This window comes from Methanofollis ethanolicus (assembly GCF_001571385.1).
Taxonomy (GTDB): domain Archaea; phylum Halobacteriota; class Methanomicrobia; order Methanomicrobiales; family Methanofollaceae; genus Methanofollis; species Methanofollis ethanolicus.
Window position 1 is genome coordinate 906,323 of record NZ_BCNW01000001.1, and the last position, 20,157, is coordinate 926,479.

General features: G+C 65.7%; 24 protein-coding genes. 13 read left to right on the forward strand and 11 right to left on the reverse strand.

From position 1 onward, the window contains the following. Window positions 1-56: 56 nt before the first annotated feature. The 3 genes from MEFOE_RS13960 to MEFOE_RS04545 all read right to left on the reverse strand — a co-directional run bounded on the left by MEFOE_RS13960 (window position 57) and on the right by MEFOE_RS04545 (window position 2,040). Window positions 57-215, reverse strand: coding sequence for a hypothetical protein (locus MEFOE_RS13960; protein WP_160329490.1), 159 nt, complete (start codon window positions 213-215; stop codon window positions 57-59). Window positions 216-422: 207 nt separating this feature from the next. Next, window positions 423-1,508 carry a M48 family metallopeptidase gene (locus MEFOE_RS04540; protein WP_067048938.1) on the reverse strand — a complete coding sequence of 362 codons (1,086 nt, stop codon included), beginning with the start codon at window positions 1,506-1,508 and terminating at the stop codon, window positions 423-425. Window positions 1,509-1,584: 76 nt separating this feature from the next. Next, window positions 1,585-2,040, reverse strand: coding sequence for a response regulator (locus tag MEFOE_RS04545; RefSeq protein WP_067048941.1), 456 nt, complete (start codon window positions 2,038-2,040; stop codon window positions 1,585-1,587). A gap of 206 nt (window positions 2,041-2,246) precedes the next feature. Between MEFOE_RS04545 and MEFOE_RS04550 the strand changes: the two genes are divergently transcribed. Then, the gene (locus tag MEFOE_RS04550; RefSeq protein ID WP_067048944.1) at window positions 2,247-2,864 is read left to right on the forward strand and encodes a protease inhibitor I42 family protein; all 618 of its coding nucleotides are present in this window, start codon (window positions 2,247-2,249) and stop codon (window positions 2,862-2,864) included. A gap of 16 nt (window positions 2,865-2,880) precedes the next feature. Here MEFOE_RS04550 and MEFOE_RS04555 read toward each other — a convergent pair whose 3' ends face one another. Together MEFOE_RS04555 and MEFOE_RS04560 are read right to left on the reverse strand one after the other, a co-directional pair. Continuing rightward, window positions 2,881-3,642, reverse strand: a complete 762-nt coding sequence (locus MEFOE_RS04555; protein WP_067048947.1) for a hypothetical protein — start codon at window positions 3,640-3,642, stop codon at window positions 2,881-2,883. Window position 3,643: 1 nt separating this feature from the next. Beyond that, complete coding sequence (locus tag MEFOE_RS04560; protein WP_067048950.1) at window positions 3,644-3,805, reverse strand: rubredoxin; 162 nt, start codon at window positions 3,803-3,805, stop codon at window positions 3,644-3,646. A 119-nt stretch (window positions 3,806-3,924) separates the two neighbouring features. Between MEFOE_RS04560 and MEFOE_RS04565 the strand changes: the two genes are divergently transcribed. The 4 genes from MEFOE_RS04565 to MEFOE_RS04580 all read left to right on the forward strand — a co-directional run bounded on the left by MEFOE_RS04565 (window position 3,925) and on the right by MEFOE_RS04580 (window position 9,669). After that, window positions 3,925-5,040, forward strand: coding sequence for a TIGR04084 family radical SAM/SPASM domain-containing protein (locus MEFOE_RS04565; protein ID WP_067048953.1), 1,116 nt, complete (start codon window positions 3,925-3,927; stop codon window positions 5,038-5,040). Then, entirely contained in the window at window positions 5,040-6,299 is a 1,260-nt protein-coding gene (locus MEFOE_RS04570) for a DNA methyltransferase (protein WP_083523338.1), read from the forward strand. The genes MEFOE_RS04565 and MEFOE_RS04570 overlap by 1 nt, the downstream gene beginning before the upstream one ends. Window positions 6,300-6,367: 68 nt before the next feature. Continuing rightward, window positions 6,368-8,173 carry a beta-propeller domain-containing protein gene (locus tag MEFOE_RS04575; RefSeq protein ID WP_067048958.1) on the forward strand — a complete coding sequence of 602 codons (1,806 nt, stop codon included), beginning with the start codon at window positions 6,368-6,370 and terminating at the stop codon, window positions 8,171-8,173. Between the two features lie 65 nt (window positions 8,174-8,238). Continuing rightward, window positions 8,239-9,669, forward strand: a complete 1,431-nt coding sequence (locus MEFOE_RS04580) for a GAF domain-containing sensor histidine kinase (RefSeq protein WP_067048961.1) — start codon at window positions 8,239-8,241, stop codon at window positions 9,667-9,669. A 461-nt stretch (window positions 9,670-10,130) separates the two neighbouring features. Here MEFOE_RS04580 and MEFOE_RS04585 read toward each other — a convergent pair whose 3' ends face one another. Genes MEFOE_RS04585 through MEFOE_RS04600 form a run of 4 tightly spaced genes read right to left on the reverse strand, consistent with a single transcriptional unit; the run spans window position 10,131 to window position 13,120 of the window. Next, window positions 10,131-10,487, reverse strand: coding sequence for an STAS domain-containing protein (locus MEFOE_RS04585; RefSeq protein ID WP_067048964.1), 357 nt, complete (start codon window positions 10,485-10,487; stop codon window positions 10,131-10,133). A 40-nt stretch (window positions 10,488-10,527) separates the two neighbouring features. Further along, entirely contained in the window at window positions 10,528-11,361 is an 834-nt protein-coding gene (locus MEFOE_RS04590) for an ABC transporter permease (RefSeq protein ID WP_067048968.1), read from the reverse strand. Further along, the gene (locus MEFOE_RS04595; protein ID WP_067048972.1) at window positions 11,362-12,303 is read right to left on the reverse strand and encodes an ATP-binding cassette domain-containing protein; all 942 of its coding nucleotides are present in this window, start codon (window positions 12,301-12,303) and stop codon (window positions 11,362-11,364) included. A gap of 19 nt (window positions 12,304-12,322) precedes the next feature. Continuing rightward, on the reverse strand, window positions 12,323-13,120 hold the full coding sequence (locus tag MEFOE_RS04600; RefSeq protein WP_067048974.1) for a Clp1/GlmU family protein: 798 nt from the start codon (window positions 13,118-13,120) through the stop codon (window positions 12,323-12,325). Window positions 13,121-13,191: 71 nt separating this feature from the next. On the opposite strand from MEFOE_RS04600, the gene MEFOE_RS04605 reads away from it, so the two are divergent. Together MEFOE_RS04605 and MEFOE_RS04610 are read left to right on the forward strand one after the other, a co-directional pair. Then, a complete protein-coding gene (locus MEFOE_RS04605) occupies window positions 13,192-13,614 on the forward strand; it encodes a CBS domain-containing protein (protein ID WP_067048977.1) in 423 nt (140 codons plus the stop codon). Between the two features lie 529 nt (window positions 13,615-14,143). After that, window positions 14,144-14,590, forward strand: a complete 447-nt coding sequence (locus MEFOE_RS04610) for a DUF2721 domain-containing protein (RefSeq protein WP_201785177.1) — start codon at window positions 14,144-14,146, stop codon at window positions 14,588-14,590. Window positions 14,591-14,597: 7 nt separating this feature from the next. Here the strand turns inward: MEFOE_RS04610 and MEFOE_RS04615 are convergent, their stop codons facing one another. Further along, window positions 14,598-15,086, reverse strand: a complete 489-nt coding sequence (locus MEFOE_RS04615; protein ID WP_067048980.1) for a YbhB/YbcL family Raf kinase inhibitor-like protein — start codon at window positions 15,084-15,086, stop codon at window positions 14,598-14,600. Window positions 15,087-15,191: 105 nt separating this feature from the next. Here MEFOE_RS04615 and MEFOE_RS04620 point away from each other — a divergent pair, with 105 nt between their 5' ends. From MEFOE_RS04620 to tsaA, 4 genes are read left to right on the forward strand one after another with little or no spacing between them, the layout of a single operon-like run. After that, a complete protein-coding gene (locus MEFOE_RS04620) occupies window positions 15,192-15,611 on the forward strand; it encodes a ribonuclease HI family protein (protein ID WP_067048983.1) in 420 nt (139 codons plus the stop codon). A gap of 23 nt (window positions 15,612-15,634) precedes the next feature. Continuing rightward, window positions 15,635-15,871, forward strand: coding sequence for a hypothetical protein (locus MEFOE_RS04625; protein WP_067048986.1), 237 nt, complete (start codon window positions 15,635-15,637; stop codon window positions 15,869-15,871). Further along, the gene (gene cas4, locus MEFOE_RS04630) at window positions 15,868-16,419 is read left to right on the forward strand and encodes a CRISPR-associated protein Cas4 (protein ID WP_067048989.1); all 552 of its coding nucleotides are present in this window, start codon (window positions 15,868-15,870) and stop codon (window positions 16,417-16,419) included. Before MEFOE_RS04625 ends, cas4 begins: the two co-directional genes overlap by 4 nt. Next, window positions 16,416-16,829, forward strand: a complete 414-nt coding sequence (gene tsaA / locus MEFOE_RS04635) for a tRNA (N6-threonylcarbamoyladenosine(37)-N6)-methyltransferase TrmO (protein WP_235809560.1) — start codon at window positions 16,416-16,418, stop codon at window positions 16,827-16,829. The genes cas4 and tsaA overlap by 4 nt, the downstream gene beginning before the upstream one ends. A gap of 8 nt (window positions 16,830-16,837) precedes the next feature. Here the strand turns inward: tsaA and MEFOE_RS04640 are convergent, their stop codons facing one another. After that, window positions 16,838-18,673, reverse strand: a complete 1,836-nt coding sequence (locus tag MEFOE_RS04640) for an aldehyde ferredoxin oxidoreductase family protein (RefSeq protein WP_067048995.1) — start codon at window positions 18,671-18,673, stop codon at window positions 16,838-16,840. Window positions 18,674-18,866: 193 nt separating this feature from the next. On the opposite strand from MEFOE_RS04640, the gene MEFOE_RS04645 reads away from it, so the two are divergent. Together MEFOE_RS04645 and MEFOE_RS04650 are read left to right on the forward strand one after the other, a co-directional pair. Beyond that, window positions 18,867-19,745, forward strand: coding sequence for an Mrp/NBP35 family ATP-binding protein (locus MEFOE_RS04645; protein WP_067048998.1), 879 nt, complete (start codon window positions 18,867-18,869; stop codon window positions 19,743-19,745). After that, window positions 19,746-20,054, forward strand: a complete 309-nt coding sequence (locus MEFOE_RS04650) for a hypothetical protein (protein WP_067049001.1) — start codon at window positions 19,746-19,748, stop codon at window positions 20,052-20,054. The last annotated feature ends 103 nt before the right edge of the window (window positions 20,055-20,157 follow it).

Genomic DNA, 20,157 nt, shown 5'->3' on the forward strand with positions numbered 1-20,157 from the left:
GGTGTGGTCTCCTGAGTACTCGGTTCTCCAGGTTGATACCTTTTGTTGATCGTCTCTCAGTCCTGCGGCTGTACGGGGAGGAAACCTTTCAGTGTCGTCGTCTTGTTCCTGACCCGGGAGACTTCAAGGCCGAAGAACGAGCCTATCTCCTCTGCACGGGGAGAACCGCTCCTTCCCCGCTGGACCAACCCCGTATCCCGACATGCTGCGGACACGAACGCCGCACTCCGGAGCACCCCGTTTCCCGTGAAAGCGGGGCGGCCTCGCTGCCGCAGAGATCCGCAGGGGATGGTCGGCCGGGTGTTCCGTGCGACCAGACAGAGCAGGCAGGCAGGTGCCGGGTGAAATTTCTGCCGTTGACGAGAGAGCGAGGCCTGACATGAGATAATGATCCCGGTCTGCCGTCCTCGCCGGGAACAGGATCAGAAAGGCCCGACTTTTGCCCATTCTGGGTGATATCTCTTCAGTCGAGCCTTTCTGGCGTCCGCGTCCGGCATGACCTCCCTGAGGGCGTCGTAGAAGGTCCTCTGGTGATGGGGGTGGCGGATGTGGCAGAGTTCGTGGGCGACGACGTACTCGATGAGGTCGGAGGGGACCATTGCAAGGCGCTCGTTGAAGACGATCCGCGAGTCCGGGATGCAGTTCCCCCAGAAGGTCTTCATGCAGCGGACCCTGACCGGCGGGACAGTCACCCCGAGTGCGGCGGCATACCGGGGGAGAGAGCGGTTCACCGCGGCCAGTGTGGTCGTCCTGAGATATGCGGAGACCGTCTCCCTGACCGGGTGGTCGTCGGGGACAAGGAGGAGGTCGCCTTCGAGCGAGGCCTCGCCCCTCCCGCATGCCGGGACCGCCCTGATAGTCGTCTCTTTTCCGAAGAGAAGGAGCGTCCCGCCGTCCCTGTACTCGACCGGGCGCGCCGGCGTTCTCCCGGGGGTGGTGACCGTCTCATGGATGTACGTGGCGTGCGATGCGACAAATGAACGGACCGTCTCCTTCGACGCCGCGGCCGGCGCGGTGACGCGGACCGTGTTGTCGGGCAGGACCCTGAGGGTGAGGTTGACCGCCCGCGGGCGGTAGATGATCACGTACGGGACTGTCGTGCCGCCGGTGCGGAGGGCGGCGTGCTCCTCGCCCCGCGGGTTTTCCGGCGTCCGCAGGATCCGGGCCTCGCAGGCGCGGAGGGCGGCGTCGATCTCGTGCCGTGCCGTCCCGTGCGGCGCCTTCACGACGACGCACCCGCCGTCGCCGTGACCGACGGTCACGGTCCGGCAGCGCGGGCGAAACTCGACAAAAAAAGGGACCAGACGCCCCTGCACCCTGAAGAAACCCGCGGGGGGGTCATGGAGGACGGACACCGCGTGCTCCCTGACGGCGGCGAGGACCGTCTCCGCCGGTGTGCCGCGGGGCGCCCGGGCGACGACGTCCCGGCTGGTTCCCGGGAGGATCTCGATCCGCCCGGCCCCGGGGACGTATTCGACGCGATAGGTGAGGAGGGACCTGTGTGCCATGGTCAGGCTCTCTTTTGACGGGGAGCACAAAGAGATACCGGTCGGCGTTGACGGCGAGGGTCGCCGACAGGGGGCCTTACGCGTGGACGCTCAGGGAGCGCTCCCTGCGACCTTCCGGGAAGGGGTGTTCTTTCTCTCCCCTTCCCGCCGCCGCCCTGACCGCCTCGATCAGTTTCTGGAAAAAATTGTCTCCCTCTCCTACCTTCCGGATGACCCGGTTCACTCCTGCCGTTCGGGCGCGGGCGGTCACGTCGCCGTGCCCGCTTCCGGTGATCAGGATACAGGGCAGGTCCATCCCGCGGTACCTGACCTCTTTCAGGAGTCTTATGCCGTCCATCCCGGGCATCTCCAGATCGGAAACGCAGACGTCAAAGTGCTCGCTCTCTATCCGGTCCAGGGCCTCGCCGCCTCTGTGAGCGAGGGTAGTAATGATCTCTCCGGTACTTTCCAGAAAGAGTCCGATCACGTTCAGGAGGGCGGGATCGTCGTCCACAACAAGGACGCGGATCTGCCTGTCGGTGGGGGGAGCCATTAGGGTGATAATTATTGTGTGTCGTATATAATGGTATCTATAATTCCTGGTTATGGCATCGAAAAATACCGCATCTATGGTGCGTCCCTTCGGAAAAAAATCCTCTCTGTTGTCGTGACCCCCGATGCCGACCTATTCCGGCAGGTACCGACGAAAATCGTCGTAGTTTTCGTATGATTTATCTCTCATGGCGTCCATTTTCCTGTATGGTACGATACATCATTCTGGGCGCCCTCGCCCTCCTGTGCTGCGCCTGCATCCTTGGTGCGGGCTGCACCACGACGGGGCCGGCACAGACGAACACGACCACCCCGGTGCCGGTGAACACGACCGCCCCTGTCACGCCGACGGAGACAGTCATCGGCATGCCCAACCCGGCCGCGGCCTGGTGCCAGGAGCAGGGCTACGGCTATGAGATCAGGAAGGACGCGGCCGGCAACGAGTACGGCGTCTGCATCTTCGGCAACGGCACCGAGGCCGACGAGTGGGCGGTCTACCGTGCGGCAATGGGATCTTACAACGAGACGGCGAACGGGACCGCGGTCAACGCCACGAAGGGCGACATCGTCGGGATCAGCCTGAGAGAGAACCCGACGACCGGGTACCTCTGGAACGCGACCCTCTCCGCGGGCCTGACCCTCCTGAACGACACCTACACCATTGACCCCCACGCCGAGGGCATGGTCGGCGTGGGCGGCACCCACCTCTGGCTTGTGCGTGCCGACGCTGCGGGGAACCAGACCTTCTCCGCTGTCTCCAAGCGCCCCTGGGAGAACACGACCGGGACCGAGAAGACCTTCTCGCTGACGCTGAAGGTCGCCTGATCCCCTCTCCCTTTTTTTATCGCCCGTCCGGATTTTTCGCCGCCACCGCGGCGCACTCGGAGAAATATTCCCCGGCCGCCGTGAGAAACCCGTCCGTCTCGGCATAAAACTCCCGTGCGAGCAGGAAGATCCGGGAAGCGTCCCCGACCGCCGTGTGCGGACTGATCCTGCCGTCATAGACCTCGGGCACCGGGTACCGGTAGTGGCGGGAGAGGATCTCCCCCTGTGTGTGGGCGAAATCGATGATACAGGAGGCGCGGTCGAGGGAGAGGACGTCTCTCATGCCGAGAGCCGCCCTGACCTCGTGCTGGAGGTCGGTGCAGCGGTATCCTGAAAGGTCGAAACCCGCCCGTGCAAGGGCCTTCGACTCCATGCCCCGCGCAAAAAAAGCGAAACGCGAGATCTCGTCCTCGTCGCAGAGATCTCTCATAAAATCCCCCAGGTCGGTGAAAGACGCGGCCGCCACCTCTCGCGCCCGCCGCCACCCCCTGCCGCCGAGGCGGTGGGAGGGGTCGTACGGCATGCCGTCCCGTCCCTTTCCCGGATTTGCGACGCTCGTCTCGACGCCTGTCCGCACCCCGAGGGGGCCGACCCTGTTCTGCCAGACCTCGACCTCGATGTCGTATGCAAAAGTCCTGCCGGCAAACACGGGTCTGTCATCGTCCCGGCCGTAGACCACCGCACCGACTTCGATGGGCATGACGACGCCGCGGTGCGTCCCGTAGACGTGCCCGAACTCCATGTCGATGCAGGCGATGCGCCCTTCTTCGCGTTCCATTCTATTCGACGCGGACGAAGAACGTCTTGCCCACCCCGCACCGCGGGCAGATCCAGTCGTCGGGAAGATTTTCAAAAGGCGTTTTCGGCGGGATGTTCTGCGTGTGGTCCCCGCTTGCCGGGTTATAGACAAACCCGCACTTCGTGCACCTGTACATGTCCATGGTCTCTCAGGTGCATGTCACGTATATAATGTTTTGGGATCGCTCGCTCCTCAGTCCTATCCCTTTTTCGCGGAATACCGGGAGGTTTATCGCCCTCCCACCCAAAATGTAAGAGAGCGATGTACTACCACCTCATTCTTACCGACGCCTGCAACCTCTGCTGTTCGTACTGCCGTGCCAGGGACTTTCAGGAGATGGACCCCTGCGGGCGCGAGGTGGCGGTCGACGAGGACGTGCCCCCCGACCTCTCCCTCGACCTTTCCGATCTCTACCGCTTCCTCTCAGAAGACCCGTCGCCGACCCTCACCTTCTACGGCGGCGAACCGTCGTTGCGCCCTGACCTGATCGAGGAGGTCATGGGCCATGCCCCTCCCGCCTGCCGGTTCATGGTCCAGACCAACGGCCTCCTCCTCGACCGTCTCGGCCCCGACCTGGTCAACCGCTTCTCGACGATACTGGTCTCCGTCGACGGCCCCGCGGCCCTCACCGACGCCCACCGCGGCGCCGGGGTCTATGCGCGGGTGATGAAGAATGTGCGGGCGATCCGTGCCGGCGGGTATGCGGGCGAACTCATCGCAAGGATGACCGTCGCCGAGGACACCGATATCGAGGAGGCGGTCCTCCACCTTGCCGGCCTCCCGGACTGTGACTCCGTCCACTGGCAGATCGACGCCAACTTCTGGGGCGACTACTCGGGGCGTGACTTTGCCGCCTGGATGGCGGAGTCGTACAACCCGGGCATACGCCGCCTTGTCGGGAGATGGGTGGCGGCGATGCGCGACGAAGGGCGGGTGCCCCGCTGGTACCCCTTCCTGGGGTGCATGGAAGACCTCCTCCTCGGGCAGGGAAGCCGCCTCCGCTGCGGCTGCGGCTACGCGAACTACACGATCATGACAGACGGGACCGTCATCCCCTGCCCCTGCATGGTCGGGATGAAGGACTGGTACCTCGGGCACATCTCCTCCACCGTCCCCCACGACCTCCCTGTCGTCCATGTCGGCACCCCCTGCACGTCCTGTAGCCTCAGGAGTTTCTGCGGAGGGCGGTGCCTGTACTCGAACATCCTCCTCCCCTGGCCCGAGGAAGGGCGGCGGCTTGTCTGCAGGACGGTGCAGAACCTCCACGACGCCCTGACGGCGGCGCTTCCCGAGGTACGGGGGCTCATCGCGGAGGGGAGGATCGCCGTCTCCGACTTCTCCTACGAACGCTTCAATGGCTGTGAGATCATTCCCTGATGGAAAGATTAAGACTGTTCAGGAGTGATATCACTCTGATGCCCCCCTCCCTCGACGACTCTATCGGGAACTTTGTCGCCGCCGACGGGAGTCCGACCTGCCGGGACACTGTTCGCTGCGGCGGGACCGAGGTACCGCGCTATCGAAACGAGTTCTGGACGGCGCGGCAGCGTCAGGCCTCCTCGATCCACGAGGTCTCGTACCGGGCGTGTTTCAAACCGCAACTCCCCCACTTTTTCATCGACCTCTTTACGCGGGCCGGGGACGTCGTCTATGACCCCTTCAGCGGCCGGGGCACGACCGCAATCGAGGCGGCCCTCATGGGGCGGCGGGTGATCGCAAACGACATCAACCCCCTGAGTGCGGTCCTCGCACGGCCGCGCCTCTCGCCCCCCGACCCCGGCGAGGTCGCCGAAAGGCTCGACGAGATCCCGCGGAGTCGGGGCGGGCGGGCCGGCACCGACCTCTCGATGTTCTACCACCCGAAGACGCGGGCCGAGATCGTTGCCCTGCGGCGGTACCTCCTCGGCCGGAAGGAGGACGAGGACGCCGTCGACAGATGGATCAGGATGGTGGCGACGAACCGCCTCACCGGCCACTCGAAGGGGTTCTTCTCGGTCTACACCCTCCCGCCGAATCAGGCGGTCTCGCCGGAGAGCCAGAGGCGGATCAACGAGAAGAGGGGCCAGAAACCGGAGTACCGCGACACTCACGCCCTCATCCTGAAAAAGTCTCAGCAACTCCTGACGCGGGTCTCTCCAGAGGAGACGGCTGCCCTCAGGTCCGCCGGGACCGACGCCCTCTTCCTCACGGGCAGGGCCGACGAGACGCCCGCGATCCCGGACGCTTCCGTCGCCCTCACCGTCACCTCGCCGCCCTTCCTGGACATCGTCCAGTATGCGAAGGACAACTGGCTGCGGTGCTGGTTCAACGGCCTGGACGCGGAGGAGGTCGGGGCCGGGATCACGACGGCGCGGACTGTGGAGGAGTGGCAGGCGGTGATGGGCCGGGTCTTTGCCGAACTCTTCAGGGTGACGCGGCCGGGCGGCCGGGTCGCCTTCGAGGTCGGCGAGGTGCGGCACGGCCGCGTCGCCCTGGACGAGCATGTCGTCCCCCTCGGCGCCTCGGCCGGTTTTGCTCCCGAGGGGATCATGGTGAACAGTCAGGCCTTCACCAAGACCTCGAATATCTGGGGGATCGCGAACAATGCCGGCGGGACGAACACGAACCGCATCGTCCTCTTCAGAAAGCCCGAATGAGGCGGGAAGAGTGCGAAAATATCCGCAGTTATCGATCTCGATATATAATGCCGTGCCCATGATCCCTCATGGACCGGTGGATACTCCTGCCCCTTGCCGGGGCCCTGCTGATCGTTCTCGTCTGGGGCCTCGCCCTCTTCCTCCCCGACGCGGGGGGAGGGGTGGACGAAAGCGGCCTGCGCACTTTCTCCTCCGACAGTGACGTGATCGATTTCCTGAAAGAGCATGCGGCGACGTCCCCGCCGGGCGGGTACGTGGACGGCGTCGCACCCGATACGGCGCCGGGAGAGGCGGCCCGGACCCTTGCCCCCACGATGGCCCCGACGGCCGGCGGTGCTGTCGACTCTTCCTCGACGAACGTGCAGGTGGCCGGGGTGGACGAGGCCGACGTCGTCAAGAACGACGACGAGTACCTCTATATCCTGCGGGAGGGCGAGTTCGTCATCGTCCGCGCCGTCCCGCCCGGCGAGGCTGAGGTCGTCGGCCGTGCGGCGGTGGACGGGTGGCCGCGGGCGCTCTTCCTCGACGGCGACCGTCTTGTCGTCTTCACCGTGAAGACGGAGGACGACATGGTCACCCCGGAGGGGAGCGCGGCGCCGGTGCCGGTGCACAGGGAGGTGACCGCCGCAAAGATCTGGTCGGTGGAAGACCGGGCGAACCCCCGTCTCATCGACACCGTCACCGTCACCGGGGCCTACGAGGGTGCGCGGCTCATCGACGGCGTGGTCTGGCTCATGACCGCGGAGCGTCCCGACCCGCCCGTCTATCCCCTGCCCGAGGCCGGGGGCGTCCGTCCCTCGATCTACACCCCGCCCGTCCCCCAGAGATACTACACCTTCCACACCCTCGCCTCCTTCCCGGTGGCGGGCGGCCGCGAAGCGTCGGCGGTCTCCTTCCTCCTCGGCGACGGCGGGACGATGTACGTCTCGGCGACGAACCTGTACCTCGCCTACTATGACGCTCCCGGCGGGAAGTCGGTCGTCCACCGCTTCGCCCTTGCGCCCGGCGGCGCCGCCTATGCGGCGACCGGCATGATCAACGGCACGGTGAAGAACCAGTTCTCGATGGACGAGGCGGGCGACACCCTCAGGGTGGCGACAACCTCTTTCCAGAACAACAGCACGAGCGGGGTCTACCTCCTCGACAGGGATATGGGGGTGCGGGGCGCCCTCGAAGGGATCGCGCCGGGCGAGCGGATCTACGCGGCCCGCTTCATCGGCGACCGCCTCTACCTGGTCACATTCAGGCAGGTCGACCCCCTCTTCGTCATCGACCTCTCCGGGACGAAACCCGCCGTCCTCGGCGCCCTGAAGATACCGGGGTACTCGGAGTACCTCCACCCCTGCGGCGACCACTGCCTCATCGGCGTCGGCAGGGAGACGGCGGTGAATGAGTGGGGCGGCACCGTCACCGGCGGCCTGAAGGTCGCCCTCTTCGACGTCGGCAATGTCTCGGCCCCGACTGTCGTGGACACCGCTGTCATCGGCGGCCAGATGACCGGGTCGCCGGCCCTCGAGGACCACAAAGCCTTCTTCTTCGACGAAAGACGCGGCGTCCTGGTCCTCCCTGTCTTCGACCACGGACAGAATTATCCTGTCTCTTCCTCTCCCTGGAACGGGGCGTACGTCTTTACCGTCTTCGAAGGGGAGGGCATCGACCATATCGGGACCATCGCCCACGAACCGTCATGGGACGGGCGGGTGGAGAGGACGGTGCGCTTCGGCGAGACCCTGGCCACGATCTCCGAACTCTCGGTCGTCCTGACCGACCTTCCCGACTGCACCCGTGCGGGTTCTGTCGTCCTCGGTGAGTCGAGCGTGCCCCCGCCGGTGGTGACCACCCCGCCGCCCGTGCCCCCCGCGATGGGGGGGTGACGGCCCCGGTCATCTCATACAATCCCATATTTTTATTGTCCCTGCCGGAGAGGTCTTCTGAAGCTATGGTTATCGAGTACCCCGAACCCGCAGCCATATTGCGGGCCCTCCCCCTGCCTGTCGGCGTGATCGACCGGGACGGCCGCGTCATCCGGGCGAACCCGATCTTTTCGTCGGTGCCGGACGACCTGCTCTCTTCGCCGGACGTCGCCGCATTCCTCGCGCATGTGCGGGAAGAGGGCGCCGCCTCCGCCACCCTCTGCGTCGGCCCGGACTGTTTCGCGGTGAAGGGGCGGGTGGTGCCGGGGCCGGGTGGCCATGTCGTCGTCGCCCTCGTCCCCGACAGGGATACAGGGCAGGGCGGGTGCCGTCTTGCCGTCCTCGTCGGCATCATGAGGGCCGCCACCGCGCCGACCTCCCTCCAGGAGACGCTGGCGGCGGTGGTGGAGAAGACCGTCGCCCTCCTCGACTTCGATGCCGGGGCGGTCTACTTCGTCGAGAAAGGCGGGGCCTCGGCCGCGCGGCGCGCCGACGCCGGACTGTACCGTCTCTACTTCCCCGACGCCATAGCTGTCGGCGGCGACGGGGACGACTGGTCCAGCATCTTCTCCGACGGCAGGGCCCGGTATGGCGAGGTCTACCTCGGCGTCGCCCATGCCGAGGGGGAACTCGGCGTCTATTCCCACGCGGTCGTCCCGGTCTCCCTCCCCTCAGGACAGGTGATCGGCGCCCTCGCCATCGCAAACAGCAGTTTCCACTCCTTCTCTCCCCTGGAGAAGGAGACCCTGGAGGCGATCGGCAGGGAGGTCGGCGGCATCATCCACAAGGCCGCCCTTGCCGACGACCTTGCGGCCGCCAGGACCGAGGCCGACCTCTACCTCGACGTGCTGACGCACGACATCAACAACGCGAACAGTGTGGCGATGGGCTACCTGGAGATGCTCAGGGAGGAGGTCGCCGGGGAAGAGGCGGTCTTTGCCGGGAAGTGCCTCTCCGGGATCCGGCAGAGTTGCGGGATCATCGACCGGGTCCAGGTCCTGCGGGCCTGCCAGCAGGAACCGACCCTCCGCGCCGTGCCCCTCGACCCGGTGATCAGGTCTGCCATCGACGGTTTCCCCGGTGCGTCGGTCACGTACGCGGGGACCGGGGCCGCCGTCAGGGCCGACGACCTCCTCCCCCGCATCTTCGAGAACCTCATCGGCAACAGTCTGAAGCACGGGGGCGCGGAGGTCGGGATCGCGATCGACGTCTCTGCGGAGAACGGCGGGGTCGATGTCAGGGTCAGCGACACCGGCCCCGGCATCCCTCCCGAGGCAAGAAAAAAAGTCTTCGAGCGTTTCTTCAGGTACACCCGCTCCCGGCCGGGGCAGGGCCTCGGCCTCTATATCGTGGGGACGCTGGTCCAGAGGTACGGCGGCGAGATAAGGGTGGAGGACCGTGTCGAGGGGAGGCCCGGTGAGGGCGCCGCCTTCTGCTTCACTCTCAGGTCTGGCTGATAGCGGCTTTGGAGAATCGCTCGTGAAACGAAGTTTCAAGCGGTTCTTTGAAAATCACCTCAGTGGTTTTCATGGTAAATCCTCGTTTTCGGGCTGATGTGTCTCCCAACTCCCTGAGAGAAGACATAGTTTCACCGCCTTCCCCTCAATCCAGACCGGGGGACTCCTCGCTATCGCTCGTCGCCCCCGGACCCCCGATCTTAGGATAGGGCAGGGGAAGGGTAATCCTGAACTAGCGAGTCTTCTATCCGCCCGCTGTCCAGAGTATGAGTCTTGTGGCTGCGAATGGAGTGAGGTCAAGAAGGTCGAAGACCTTCGCTGTGTGAACGAAGGGAGCATGAGAATACAGGATATTGGAAATATCCTGTTCCGGCAGATCTCCGCTCTGCCCAGGGGTCGAAGACCTTCGAGCAGTCCCCCGGCACGGGCACGCCAGAAAAAAATGTGCAGATTCCTGATCTTTACCTTTTTTCCGCCGCCTGCACGGCCTCGCCGACGTCCGGGTGGATGGGGATGATCCGGTCGAACCCCGCGGTGACGAGCACGTCCCGCACCCTCGGCTGCGGCCCGGCGATGGAGAGGTCGCCGCCGCCCTTCCGCATCTCCTTGAGTGCCGTCAGCATCACCCGCAGACCCGAGGAACTCGTGTAGGTGAGGCCGCCGAGGTCGAGCACCACGGCGGGGGGGTGCCGCACGGTCACCGCCGCGAGCGCCTCCGCTGCGGCCGACGAGGAGACGGCGTCGAGCCTCCCCTGCAGGGAGACGACGACCGCCTGCCCTTCCGACCGCTCGGAGACCGCTATCTCCTCTGTATTCATGGGGGAGAGAGTCGCCCTCGCCCCTCAAAAACCTTCGTCCTCAGGTCACCGTGACCTGCCGGAAGCGCCAGCGTGCGAGGAGATAGGTGAGGGCGGCGAAGACGAGGAGGACGCAGAAGGAGAAGGCGACGTCCCCGGCCGTCGTCACGTAGCGGACGCCGAGGGCGGTGAAGTCCGGGCCGATGGCGAAGTACCTGAGGCCGGTGATGAGGTGGGTGAGGGGGTTTACCGCCGCGAGGGCCCTGAGGGCGTCGGGCAGGGTGGCCGTCGGGTACAGGGCGTTCGAGGCGAAGAAGATCGGGAGGGTGAGCAGGGTGATCACCGCCTGCAACCCCTCCGGCGTCTCCATCGTGACCGCGATCGCCGAGGAGAGGAAGAGGAAACCGAGGGCGAAGACGCCGACGAAGGCGAGCATCCCCGCGACGGCCGCGACCGTCTCCATCGCGCCGAAACCCGCGAAGAACTCGACGCCGAGGAGGAGGCCGAAACCGGTGATGACGATTGCCTGGAGGTACGACTTGGTCACGCCCGAGAGAGCGATGCCGACGATGATACTGCCGCGGGGGAGGGGGCTTGCGACGATCTCCCGGAGGAGGCCCCAGTTTTTGTCGAAGAGGAAGATGATCCCGCCGTACAGGCTCGTGAAGAGCGTGGTCAGGGCGATCACCCCGGCGCACATGAAGGTGAGGTACCCGACTGTCGTCGTGCCCGGTGCGGCGGCGGCCGGGGCGAAGCGGTCGAAGGAACTCGCCATCCCGATCCCGAAGAAGGCGAGCCAGAGGGCGGGCTGGACGAGGGAGGCTACGAGGACCGACTTGAAGCGGACGAAGCGGAGGAGGTCGCGCCAGGTGATGGTGAGAAAGCGGAGGTCCATCTACGTCTCCCCGGCGAGCGCCCGCCCGGTGAAGTGGACGAAGACGTCGTCCATCGAGGGCTTCTTCATGTTCACCGCCGTGACCCTGATCCCCTCCTCGGCCATCGCCGCCATGACGCCTGGGAGGAGGCGGGTGCCGTCCGCGGCCGTCATGAGGAGCACCCCCCTCGCCTTCTCCCGCACCTCCTTCACGGCGGGCATCGCCCTGAGGACGGCCGCGGCACGGTCCCTCTCCGCGGTCTCCAGGTAGATGAGGTCCTGGCCGAGGGCGTTTTTCAGGTCGATGGGTCGGCCCTGGAGGACGATCCGCCCGCCGTCGACGAGATTGATCCGGTCGGAGAGGTGGTCGGCCTCGTCCATGTAGTGGGTGGTCAGGAAGATCGTCGTCCCGGCCCTGTTCACCTCCCGGATCGCCTCCCAGATCCGCCGGCGCGTCTGCGGGTCGAGACCGATCGTCGGTTCGTCCAGGAAGAGCACCTTCGGGCGGGTCATGAGGCCGCGGGCGATCTCAAGCCGCCTCTTCATCCCGCCGGAGAGGTGGCGGGTGAGGACGTCCCTCTTCTCGGTCAGGTCGACGAGGGCGAGGAGGTCGTCGATGCTCCTCCTCCTCTCCTCCGTCTCCATGCCGTACAGGCGGCCGTGGAACTCCAGGGTCTCGCCGACCGTCATGTCGCGGTCCAGGGTGACCTCCTGGAAGACGATCCCGATCGCCTCCCGCACGCGGTCGGGCTCGGCCGCCACGTCGAACCCGGCCACCACGGCCCGCCCTCTCTGGAGGGGGAGGAGGGTGGTGAGCACGTTGATCACCGTGCTCTTCCCGGCGCCGTTCGGCCCGAGGAAGGAGAAGATCTCCCCTTCCTCGACGGTGAAGCTGATCCCCTGCACCGCCTTCACTGTCCCGAAGGAGTGTTCGAGACCCTCAACCTCGATGACCGCCGCCATCCTTCCCTCTTTCCCTGCCTCATTCCTCTTGAAGATAGCGGGGCGGCAGGTCGGGCCTGAAGTCCGCGACCTCCAGACAGGCGGGGGCGCCGGGTGCGGGCGGCGGCGCCGTCAGGGTGACGCCCTCAGGCCCCGCGGCGCCGACGATACCGGCGGTGAGGACCCAGCCGTCGGCGTCGAGGAGGGCGGCGAAGTGGCCGGGGGTCGGGGCGTGGCCGATGCGGCGCACCTCGTTGCCGACGACGATCTCCCCCGCATCCTCCATGTGGCGGGCGAACCGTTCGGCACGGTACCGCCGCCTCTCCCCCTGCGACCGCCGCCGCACCGCGGGCGCCGGGGGGATGCGGTGGACCTGCACGGCCGGGAAAGGTGCGAGGATGCGGCCGATCTCCGCCTGCCTGCCGATGGCGACGATCTGGTCGGGCCTGAGGACCTCGATCGTCCGCCTCTGGAACTCCACGCCCCCGTCGCCCCAGATGTACCCGCAGGAGTCGACGAGGACGACTTCCGGGCCTTCGGCGACGGCGGCGTCGAGGAGGCGCCTGATGCCGGAGAGGGTCGCGAGGAGGGCGTGCGAGGGGGAGAACGCCCCGGTGAACCGCAGGCGGACCCTCCCGTCCGGGTGAGAGAGGCCGAGGGTGCCGGGCGGGCCGAGGACCGACTGTCCAGGGTCGCCATCGATGTAGGCGACGCCCCCTCTCTGTGCGGCGATCCAGCGGGCGAGGGTCGTCTTGCCGCAGTCGCTCGCGCCGAGGAGGAAGACGGTCCCCTCGAGGTCCTGCACGACTCTATCCCAGCGCGGTTCAGGGACGATCATCTGATGCCATCGGCATGGGCTATCTTCAAATATACCTCTATCCCCAGTAGGGCCCGAAGAGGGGAGGAAACATGACACTGATGGAGTGCTGCCAGGTGCCGGTCGTGAGCGTCCCGCCGGAGACGCCGGTCTTCGACGTCGCCGCGATCATGGCCGAGCAGAATGTGGGGAGCGTCGTCGTCGTGGAGAAGAAGAAGCCCGTCGGGATCGTCACCGACCGGGACATCACCGTGCGGGTCACGGCGCAGGCGCTGGACCCGAAACAGATCCCGGCACGGACGGTGATGACCGCAGACCTCCTTGTGCTGCCCGGGACGACCGGCCTCTATGAGGCGCTGGAAGCGATCCGGAAGAAGGGGGTGAGGCGAGTCCCTGTCGTGGACGAGCACGGCGCCCTCACCGGGATCATCACGGTCGACGACATCATCCGCCTCCTTGCGGCCGAGATGGAGGGCATCTCCGCCGTCATCCGCGCGGGGACGCCGGTGATCTGAGGACCGATCTTTTTTTGGTAGGGGTGTGGGGATCTGCCCGGTCCTGTGAAAGGGAGCGCGGAGCAACCGCCTTCCCCATAATCTCGACCGGGGGACACGGCCCCCCGGACCCCCTCTTGCGATTAGTCCGGGGAAGACAGAGCAGAGATCCTGAGGAAGAGATTGCCATCCCCCGTCTATCCTAATGGCAGGGGTCCGGGGGCGGTAGTCCCCCGGTGGAATGCGTCGATCAACTGCCTTCCCCACACTGCCCGCCAGGGGTTTCACCCCCGGACCCCCGTCTAGGATAGGGCCGGGGAAGTGCGAAGCGGGAATCCTCTGGAGGGAGACTGCCATCCACCCCCAATCCTGAGCGGGGTCCAGGGGCGGCAGTCCCCCGGTAGAATGCGTCGATCCACTGAAGGGAGACTGCCGTCCCCCGTCTATCCCGAGCGTGAAAACCCCTATCTCCCTCCTCTTCCAGAGCCCTTTTTTCCCCTCACGAGAAACCCTGATCCGCACGCCACAACGACAACGTGCGGAGCATCACATGACGACAGCAGACATCATCCAGACGATGCTCGCCCCGGGACTCATGATCTCGGCGTGCGGACTCCTCATTCTCGGCATGAACAACAAGTACTCCCTTGTCTTCAACAGGATCCGCCTCCTCGACGAGGAGAAAAGAAAGATTTTCAGGTGCGGCGACGGGGACCCCGAGCACCGGCAGAACGTCTGCGCGCAACTCGCCGAACTGCGGGTGCGGGCGCGCCGCGAGAGGAACGCCATCCTCTCTTACTCGGCGTCGGTGGCGGCCTTCGTCGTCACCTCCCTCCTGATCGGCCTCTCCGACGTCCAGGGCCTGCCCGGCCTCTCCGTCCTCACCATCCTCTCCTTCCTTGTCGGGATGGTGCTCGTCCTCGCCGGCGTCCTCTTTGCGGCGCAGGAAGCCCTGATGGGCTACGATATCATCTGCATCGACATGAAAGACGGGTGAACCTCCCTCAGGGCCGCCTGTACATCGCGAAAATCTCGCCGTACTCGAGGGCGTGCCCCTGCATGGCGGCGACGAGGGCGTGCTGGTCGGAACCGGGCGCGAGGTCGAGGCGCGTGTCCAGGCCGTAGACCCGGAAATAATACCTGTGCGCCTCGCCCCGCGGCGGGCACGGCCCCAGGTAGCCGATCCTCCCATAACTGTTCGTCCCCTGGACCATGCCGACCGGTGCCTCCACCACCTTCTCCGGCGGGACGCCCTCCGGGACCACCGCCCGCCCGTCGGAGTAGCGCAGGGGCTCGATGTTCCAGGCGAGCCAGGGGGAGAAGGAACACCCCTGCTCGTAGGGGTTGTGCACGATCAGGGCGACCGACGGCGTCGACACTCCGGTGATCGTGAGCCGCGGCGACGTCCCCGCGCCGTCGCAGGTGTGCCGCACGGGAAACTCGACGAACCCGAGGTCGACGCCGATCCTGTGCAGACTCCGCTCTCCTGTCATGACCCGACCTCTGTCCCGCCTCCTATATATCCCGCGGGGTGAGGTCGGACCTGTCCACAACCATCAGCCATATGTAGCGTCCCTTCCAACTCTACTGGGAGAGCCATGTCTGACGAGGGTGGGCTTGATATCTATACGGACGGGGCGGCGCGGGGCAACCCCGGTCATGCCGCCTATGCCTACCTCCTCGTCGCGGACGGCGCCGTCGTCCTCGAAGGCTCGGCCTATGCCGGTGTCACGACGAACAACACCGCCGAGTACCTCGCCATCATCCACGCCCTCGAAGCGGCGTCCGCGAGGACGGACGGCGACCTGTCCGTCCATTCGGACAGCGAACTCGTGGTCAGGCAGATGACCGGCGAATACAGGGTGAACAAGGAGCACCTCAGGGACCTGAAGGCCCGCGTGCTCGCCCTGGTCGGCAGGTTCAGGTCGGTCCGTTTCGTCTCCGTCCGCCGGACCAACCCTTTTATCGCGCAGGCCGACCGCCTCTGCAACGAAGAACTCGACCGGAGGGGAGCCTGACGGGCGACAGGGACGCCCCGCAGGTGATCTCCGCGGCCGAGATCGCCGAGTTCACGTACTGTGCTCTCTCCTGGCAGTTCGGCCGGAACGGCCGGAACACCACCTCCGCGTCGAGCGAGCGGGGGATGCAGAAACACGCCGAGGTCGGAAAAAAACTCTTTGCCGTTGAAAAAGCGCGGCGGGAGTTCTGGCTCCTGACCATCCTCGGCTATGCCCTGCTCGCCCTCGCCCTGATCATCCTCCTCAGGTGGTTGCAGTGAACATCTATCTGGGCGAGGTTTTGATCCTCCTCCTCCTCGGTGCGCTTGCGTTCTTCATCTTCGCGATCAGGAGGCACTACTCCGTTCAGCCAATGAGAGATAAATTCGGGATCCCCGAGGGCGAACTCCTGTACACCGACCTCGACAAGGAAACCGGGACCTTCTTCTCGGAGACCCACCGGATCTCGGGGAGGCCGGACTATGTGCTGCGGGACGAGATGACCGGCGCCTATGTCCCGGTCGAGGTGAAGAGCGGGCGGGCGAGAAAGCCGTACTGGAACCACATCCTTCAGCTCGCCGCGTACTGCCTCCTTGTCGAGGAGCACTACGGCGTGCGCGTGCCGTACGGCATCCTGGTCTATGGCGAGGGGAAACAGCACAGGATCGAGTTCACCGACGACCTGAGAGAGCAGGTGCTCTCGACCGTGGCCGAGATGCGGCGGTGCCTGGACGGCGCCCAGGTCAGGCGGAACCACAATGCCCCGGGGCGGTGCCGGGGGTGCGGCCACCGGGAGGTCTGCCTCCTCGCGCTGGAGGAGGAGGAATGATGGACCTCGTGCCCATCGGGGTGATCAGATCGCCGTACACAACGCCCGGCGACGCCCCGCGGCAGGGGCGTCTCTCCGATGTGGTGAGCGAGATCGAGGTCTTCCCCGCGTACGCCCCGGCCCTTTCCGATATCGGGAAACACCGTCACCTGATCGTGCTGTACTGGCTCGACCGCGCCGACAGGTCGGCCCTGACGGCGACGCCGCCGGGGACGGAGCGGGAACTCGGCGTCTTCTCGACCCGGTCGCCGAATAGGCCAAACCCCATCGCCCTCTGTCTCGTCGACCTCGTCGCGGTCGAGGGCCTGACCCTCAGGGTCCGCGGCCTGGACGCCCTCGACGGCAGTCTGCTCCTGGACATCAAACCCTATTCTCCCGCAATCGACACCGTCTCCGGGGAGGCGGTCTGAACCGCCCCTCACCGGGCCGGCAGGGAGTACGGTGTTCTTTCTTTTTTCCCGGCCCGCGGGAGAGACACGTTGATCCCGAGTTCTTTCAGTTTTTCCGGCGTCGGGACACCGTCCTCGTCCCAGCCCCGTAAGCGGTAATACTCCGAGAGGAGGGGCTCCCTCTCCCAGACCCGCCCTGCCGGCGCCCCGTCCTGCAGGGGTTCGGTGAGGAGACGGGGGGGCAGGGTGTCGTCGGCCTTCGTGTACCCGGCCTGCAGGTTGAAGACCTGCTGGAGGTTCCAGATCCGTTCACCTATCCGCATCAGGTCCGCGGCTGTCACGGCCATGCCCGTCACCCCGCGGACTAGGGCGGCATAGTCGTCGGCCCCGAGGGCGAAGGAGGAGAAGAGGCAGATCCCCGAGGAGTCGATCGCCGCGGTGAGGTCCTGGAAGGCCTTCGTCCACTCCGCCTTCCCCTCGTCTGCGAAGGGGTCGAGTTGCATGGGCAGGCCGAGCACCTCGGGCGAGATCAGGTAGGCGTAGACATGGTCGCCGCCGCGGACCGAGGTGGCGTACGCCAGGCCGTGGCCCTGGAGGCCCCGCGGGTCGTATGCCGGGAGTTCCTGCCTCTTGACCGACATCGAGAGTTCGGGGTGGCCGTGGCGGGCGGCGAAGGCATAACTCCCGTCGGCGAGGTCGGCCCCCACCCCCTGCCGATAGCCCATCTCCTCGATGAGGGGGACGACCTTCTCGCATTCTCCGAAGCTGATGCCCGCGTCATAATACCCCTTCTCCGTCATCTCCATCGCCGCGGCGATCGTGCCGCCGACAGAGATGGTGTCGAGGCCGAGGTCGTTGCAGAGGTTGTTCGCCCGGATCGTCATGGGGAGGTCGTGGCAGCCGATGTCCGGCCCGAAGGCCCAGAGAGTCTCGTACTCCGGGCCGTCCCCTTCGACCCCGTCGATCTCTGTCCGCCGCCCGCAGCAGACGATGCAGGAGTGGCAGCACTTCTTCGTCTTCAGGTAGCGGTCGGCGAGTTCCTCACCCGAGACCGCGGAGGCTTCGGGGTCGTACCCGCTCTGGAAGTTCTTCGTCGGCAGGATATGGTGCTCGTTGATGATGTTGACGAGAATAGCGGTGCCGTAGGCGGGCAGGCCCTTCCCTGTCACCGGGTTCTCCCTGAGTTTCCTGCGGGCGGCGACCTTTGTCTCGTCGAGCGCCGCCTGGTCGGCGACCTCGATCTTCCCCTCGCCGCGGGCCGCGACCGCCTTGAGGTTCTTGCTCCCCATCACCGCCCCGACGCCGCCCCGTCCCGCCGACCTGTAGGTCTCGTTCATGATCGAGGAGATGAGGCTCAATCTCTCGCCGGCAGGCCCGATGCAGAGCACCTCGGTCTTCGGGCCGTCTGTCTCGGCCTCGATCGCGTGGACCGTCTCCCCGACCCGCAGGCCCCAGTGGCCTGAGGCGTCCCTGATCTCGGCCTCGCCGTCGTGGACCCAGAGATAGACGGGCTTTTCTGCCTTCCCCCTGACGACGACCGCGTCGAACCCGGCCCTCTTCAGTTCCTTCCCGAAGAACCCGCCCGAGTTCGCACTCGTCAGCGTCCCGTTCAGGGGCGAGCGCGTCACCACGTCGAAGCGCGACCCGAGAGGGACGCCCGTGCCCGTAAGGGGTCCGGTGGCGAAGACCAGGATGTTCTCCGGGCCCAGGGGACCGGTGGAGGCGTCTATCCCGTCGGAGAGGATATGGACCCCGAGGCCCCTTCCCCCGAGATAGTCTCTCTTCAGGTCGTCGGGGTACGGCACCGGCGTACACGTCCCGGCAGTCAGGTCGACCTCCAGCAGTCTGTCGGCATATCCTTTCATGGTCCCTCCACCCCTCAGGGGACGCCGGGATCAGATAAATGTACCCTGCCGATCTTTTTCCCTGGCCGCGGGCCTCTCCTTTCCCTGCCGGTTCTCCGGGAACGGCCTTTTGCCGGTATCTAAAGCCTTTAACGGGCGAGCACACAGATACTTATAGAAGTGTTAAGAGCACACCAATCTGGGAGATAATCTCATGGCAGATAAAGAAGTTCAGCAGGAAAACTGCTCAGGCAACTGCTCCTCATGCCCGAGCGCCCAGAAGGAAGGGTGCGATTCCCCGCAGAAGGGCCTCCCTCCCAAGGCGAAGATCGACGTCAAGCACGTGATCCTGGTCCTCTCAGGCAAGGGCGGCGTCGGCAAGACGACCGTCTCCGTCAACCTCGCCTCCGCCCTCGCCAACCACGGCAAGACTGTCGGCCTCCTCGACCTCGACATCCACGGCCCGAATGTGCCGAAGATGGTCGGCGCCGAGGGGCAGCACCTGAATGTCATGGGCAACAAGATCGAGCCTGTCCAGATCACCGGCAACCTCTCTGTCGTCTCGATGGAGTTCCTCCTCCCTGACGCCGAGACCCCGGTCATCTGGCGCGGGCCCATGAAGATGTCCGTGATCCAGCAGTTCCTGGAAGACGTGAACTGGGGCGCCCTCGACTACCTGGTCGTCGACCTCCCGCCCGGGACCGGCGACGAGGCCCTCTCCATTATCCAGCTCGCCCCCAATGTCGACGGCGCCGTCATCGTCACCACCCCGCAGGAGGTCTCGACGATGGACTCGAAGAAGGCGGTGAAGTTCGTCGAGAAGCTCGAACTCCCGGTACTCGGCATCATCGAGAACATGAGCGGGCTCATCTGTCCCGACTGCGGGAAGGAGATCGACATCTTCGGCAAGGGCGGCGGCAAGAAAGCTGCCGAAGAGCTCGGTGTCCCCTTCCTCGGCGCCATCCCCATCGACATCGAGATGCGGAAGGCCGGCGACGAAGGCAGGCCCTTCATCAACAGGCACGCCGATTCCCCCTCCTGGAAGGCAATCGACGCCGTGATGGAGAACCTGGTGAAGGTCGTTGAGGGGTAAATGGATCTTCTCCGGGTGCTCCAGGGGAATGGGAAGCCCCTCGGCATCTATACCCGGATCGCTGCGGCGGTCCAGGACATAACCTCTTTTCCCGACCTCATCGAGCCGATCTATGCCGAGACCGCCGGTTTTTCCGATGTCGACCTCGACAGCCTCCGCTTTGCCCTCCTCCGTCTTCAGGTCTATGCCGATGTCCACCGGTACGAGGACATGGAGGGGACGCAACGGATGAAGTACGTGGCGCAGGTCCTTGAGAAGATCATATTCGGTTCGCTGATGCTCGGCGGGGAGCCCCCGGCCGGAGAGTAGCCGGTATCCTTCTCTTTTTCCGGGACTCACTGTGCCCGTCCCCGGCACCGGGGTGGCAGGGCCGGGACGATGCGCAGGTAGGAAATTTCCTTCCCCCTTCGAT

What these genes read in the sequence shown, in the direction of transcription:
- MEFOE_RS04540 (WP_067048938.1), bottom strand. Translation starts at nt 1,508, where the DNA reads ATGGCACACAGGTCCCTCCTCACCTATCGCGTCGAATACGTCCCCGGG.
- MEFOE_RS04545 (WP_067048941.1), bottom strand. Translation starts at nt 2,040, where the DNA reads ATGGCTCCCCCCACCGACAGGCAGATCCGCGTCCTTGTTGTGGACGAC.
- MEFOE_RS04550 (WP_067048944.1), top strand. Translation starts at nt 2,247, where the DNA reads ATGGTACGATACATCATTCTGGGCGCCCTCGCCCTCCTGTGCTGCGCC.
- MEFOE_RS04555 (WP_067048947.1), bottom strand. Translation starts at nt 3,642, where the DNA reads ATGGAACGCGAAGAAGGGCGCATCGCCTGCATCGACATGGAGTTCGGG.
- MEFOE_RS04560 (WP_067048950.1), bottom strand. Translation starts at nt 3,805, where the DNA reads ATGGACATGTACAGGTGCACGAAGTGCGGGTTTGTCTATAACCCGGCA.
- MEFOE_RS04565 (WP_067048953.1), top strand. Translation starts at nt 3,925, where the DNA reads ATGTACTACCACCTCATTCTTACCGACGCCTGCAACCTCTGCTGTTCG.
- MEFOE_RS04570 (WP_083523338.1), top strand. Translation starts at nt 5,040, where the DNA reads ATGGAAAGATTAAGACTGTTCAGGAGTGATATCACTCTGATGCCCCCC.
- MEFOE_RS04575 (WP_067048958.1), top strand. Translation starts at nt 6,368, where the DNA reads ATGGACCGGTGGATACTCCTGCCCCTTGCCGGGGCCCTGCTGATCGTT.
- MEFOE_RS04580 (WP_067048961.1), top strand. Translation starts at nt 8,239, where the DNA reads ATGGTTATCGAGTACCCCGAACCCGCAGCCATATTGCGGGCCCTCCCC.
- MEFOE_RS04585 (WP_067048964.1), bottom strand. Translation starts at nt 10,487, where the DNA reads ATGAATACAGAGGAGATAGCGGTCTCCGAGCGGTCGGAAGGGCAGGCG.
- MEFOE_RS04590 (WP_067048968.1), bottom strand. Translation starts at nt 11,361, where the DNA reads ATGGACCTCCGCTTTCTCACCATCACCTGGCGCGACCTCCTCCGCTTC.
- MEFOE_RS04595 (WP_067048972.1), bottom strand. Translation starts at nt 12,303, where the DNA reads ATGGCGGCGGTCATCGAGGTTGAGGGTCTCGAACACTCCTTCGGGACA.
- MEFOE_RS04600 (WP_067048974.1), bottom strand. Translation starts at nt 13,120, where the DNA reads ATGATCGTCCCTGAACCGCGCTGGGATAGAGTCGTGCAGGACCTCGAG.
- MEFOE_RS04605 (WP_067048977.1), top strand. Translation starts at nt 13,192, where the DNA reads ATGACACTGATGGAGTGCTGCCAGGTGCCGGTCGTGAGCGTCCCGCCG.
- MEFOE_RS04610 (WP_201785177.1), top strand. Translation starts at nt 14,144, where the DNA reads ATGACGACAGCAGACATCATCCAGACGATGCTCGCCCCGGGACTCATG.
- MEFOE_RS04615 (WP_067048980.1), bottom strand. Translation starts at nt 15,086, where the DNA reads ATGACAGGAGAGCGGAGTCTGCACAGGATCGGCGTCGACCTCGGGTTC.
- MEFOE_RS04620 (WP_067048983.1), top strand. Translation starts at nt 15,192, where the DNA reads ATGTCTGACGAGGGTGGGCTTGATATCTATACGGACGGGGCGGCGCGG.
- tsaA (WP_235809560.1), top strand. Translation starts at nt 16,416, where the DNA reads ATGATGGACCTCGTGCCCATCGGGGTGATCAGATCGCCGTACACAACG.
- MEFOE_RS04640 (WP_067048995.1), bottom strand. Translation starts at nt 18,673, where the DNA reads ATGAAAGGATATGCCGACAGACTGCTGGAGGTCGACCTGACTGCCGGG.
- MEFOE_RS04645 (WP_067048998.1), top strand. Translation starts at nt 18,867, where the DNA reads ATGGCAGATAAAGAAGTTCAGCAGGAAAACTGCTCAGGCAACTGCTCC.
- MEFOE_RS04650 (WP_067049001.1), top strand. Translation starts at nt 19,746, where the DNA reads ATGGATCTTCTCCGGGTGCTCCAGGGGAATGGGAAGCCCCTCGGCATC.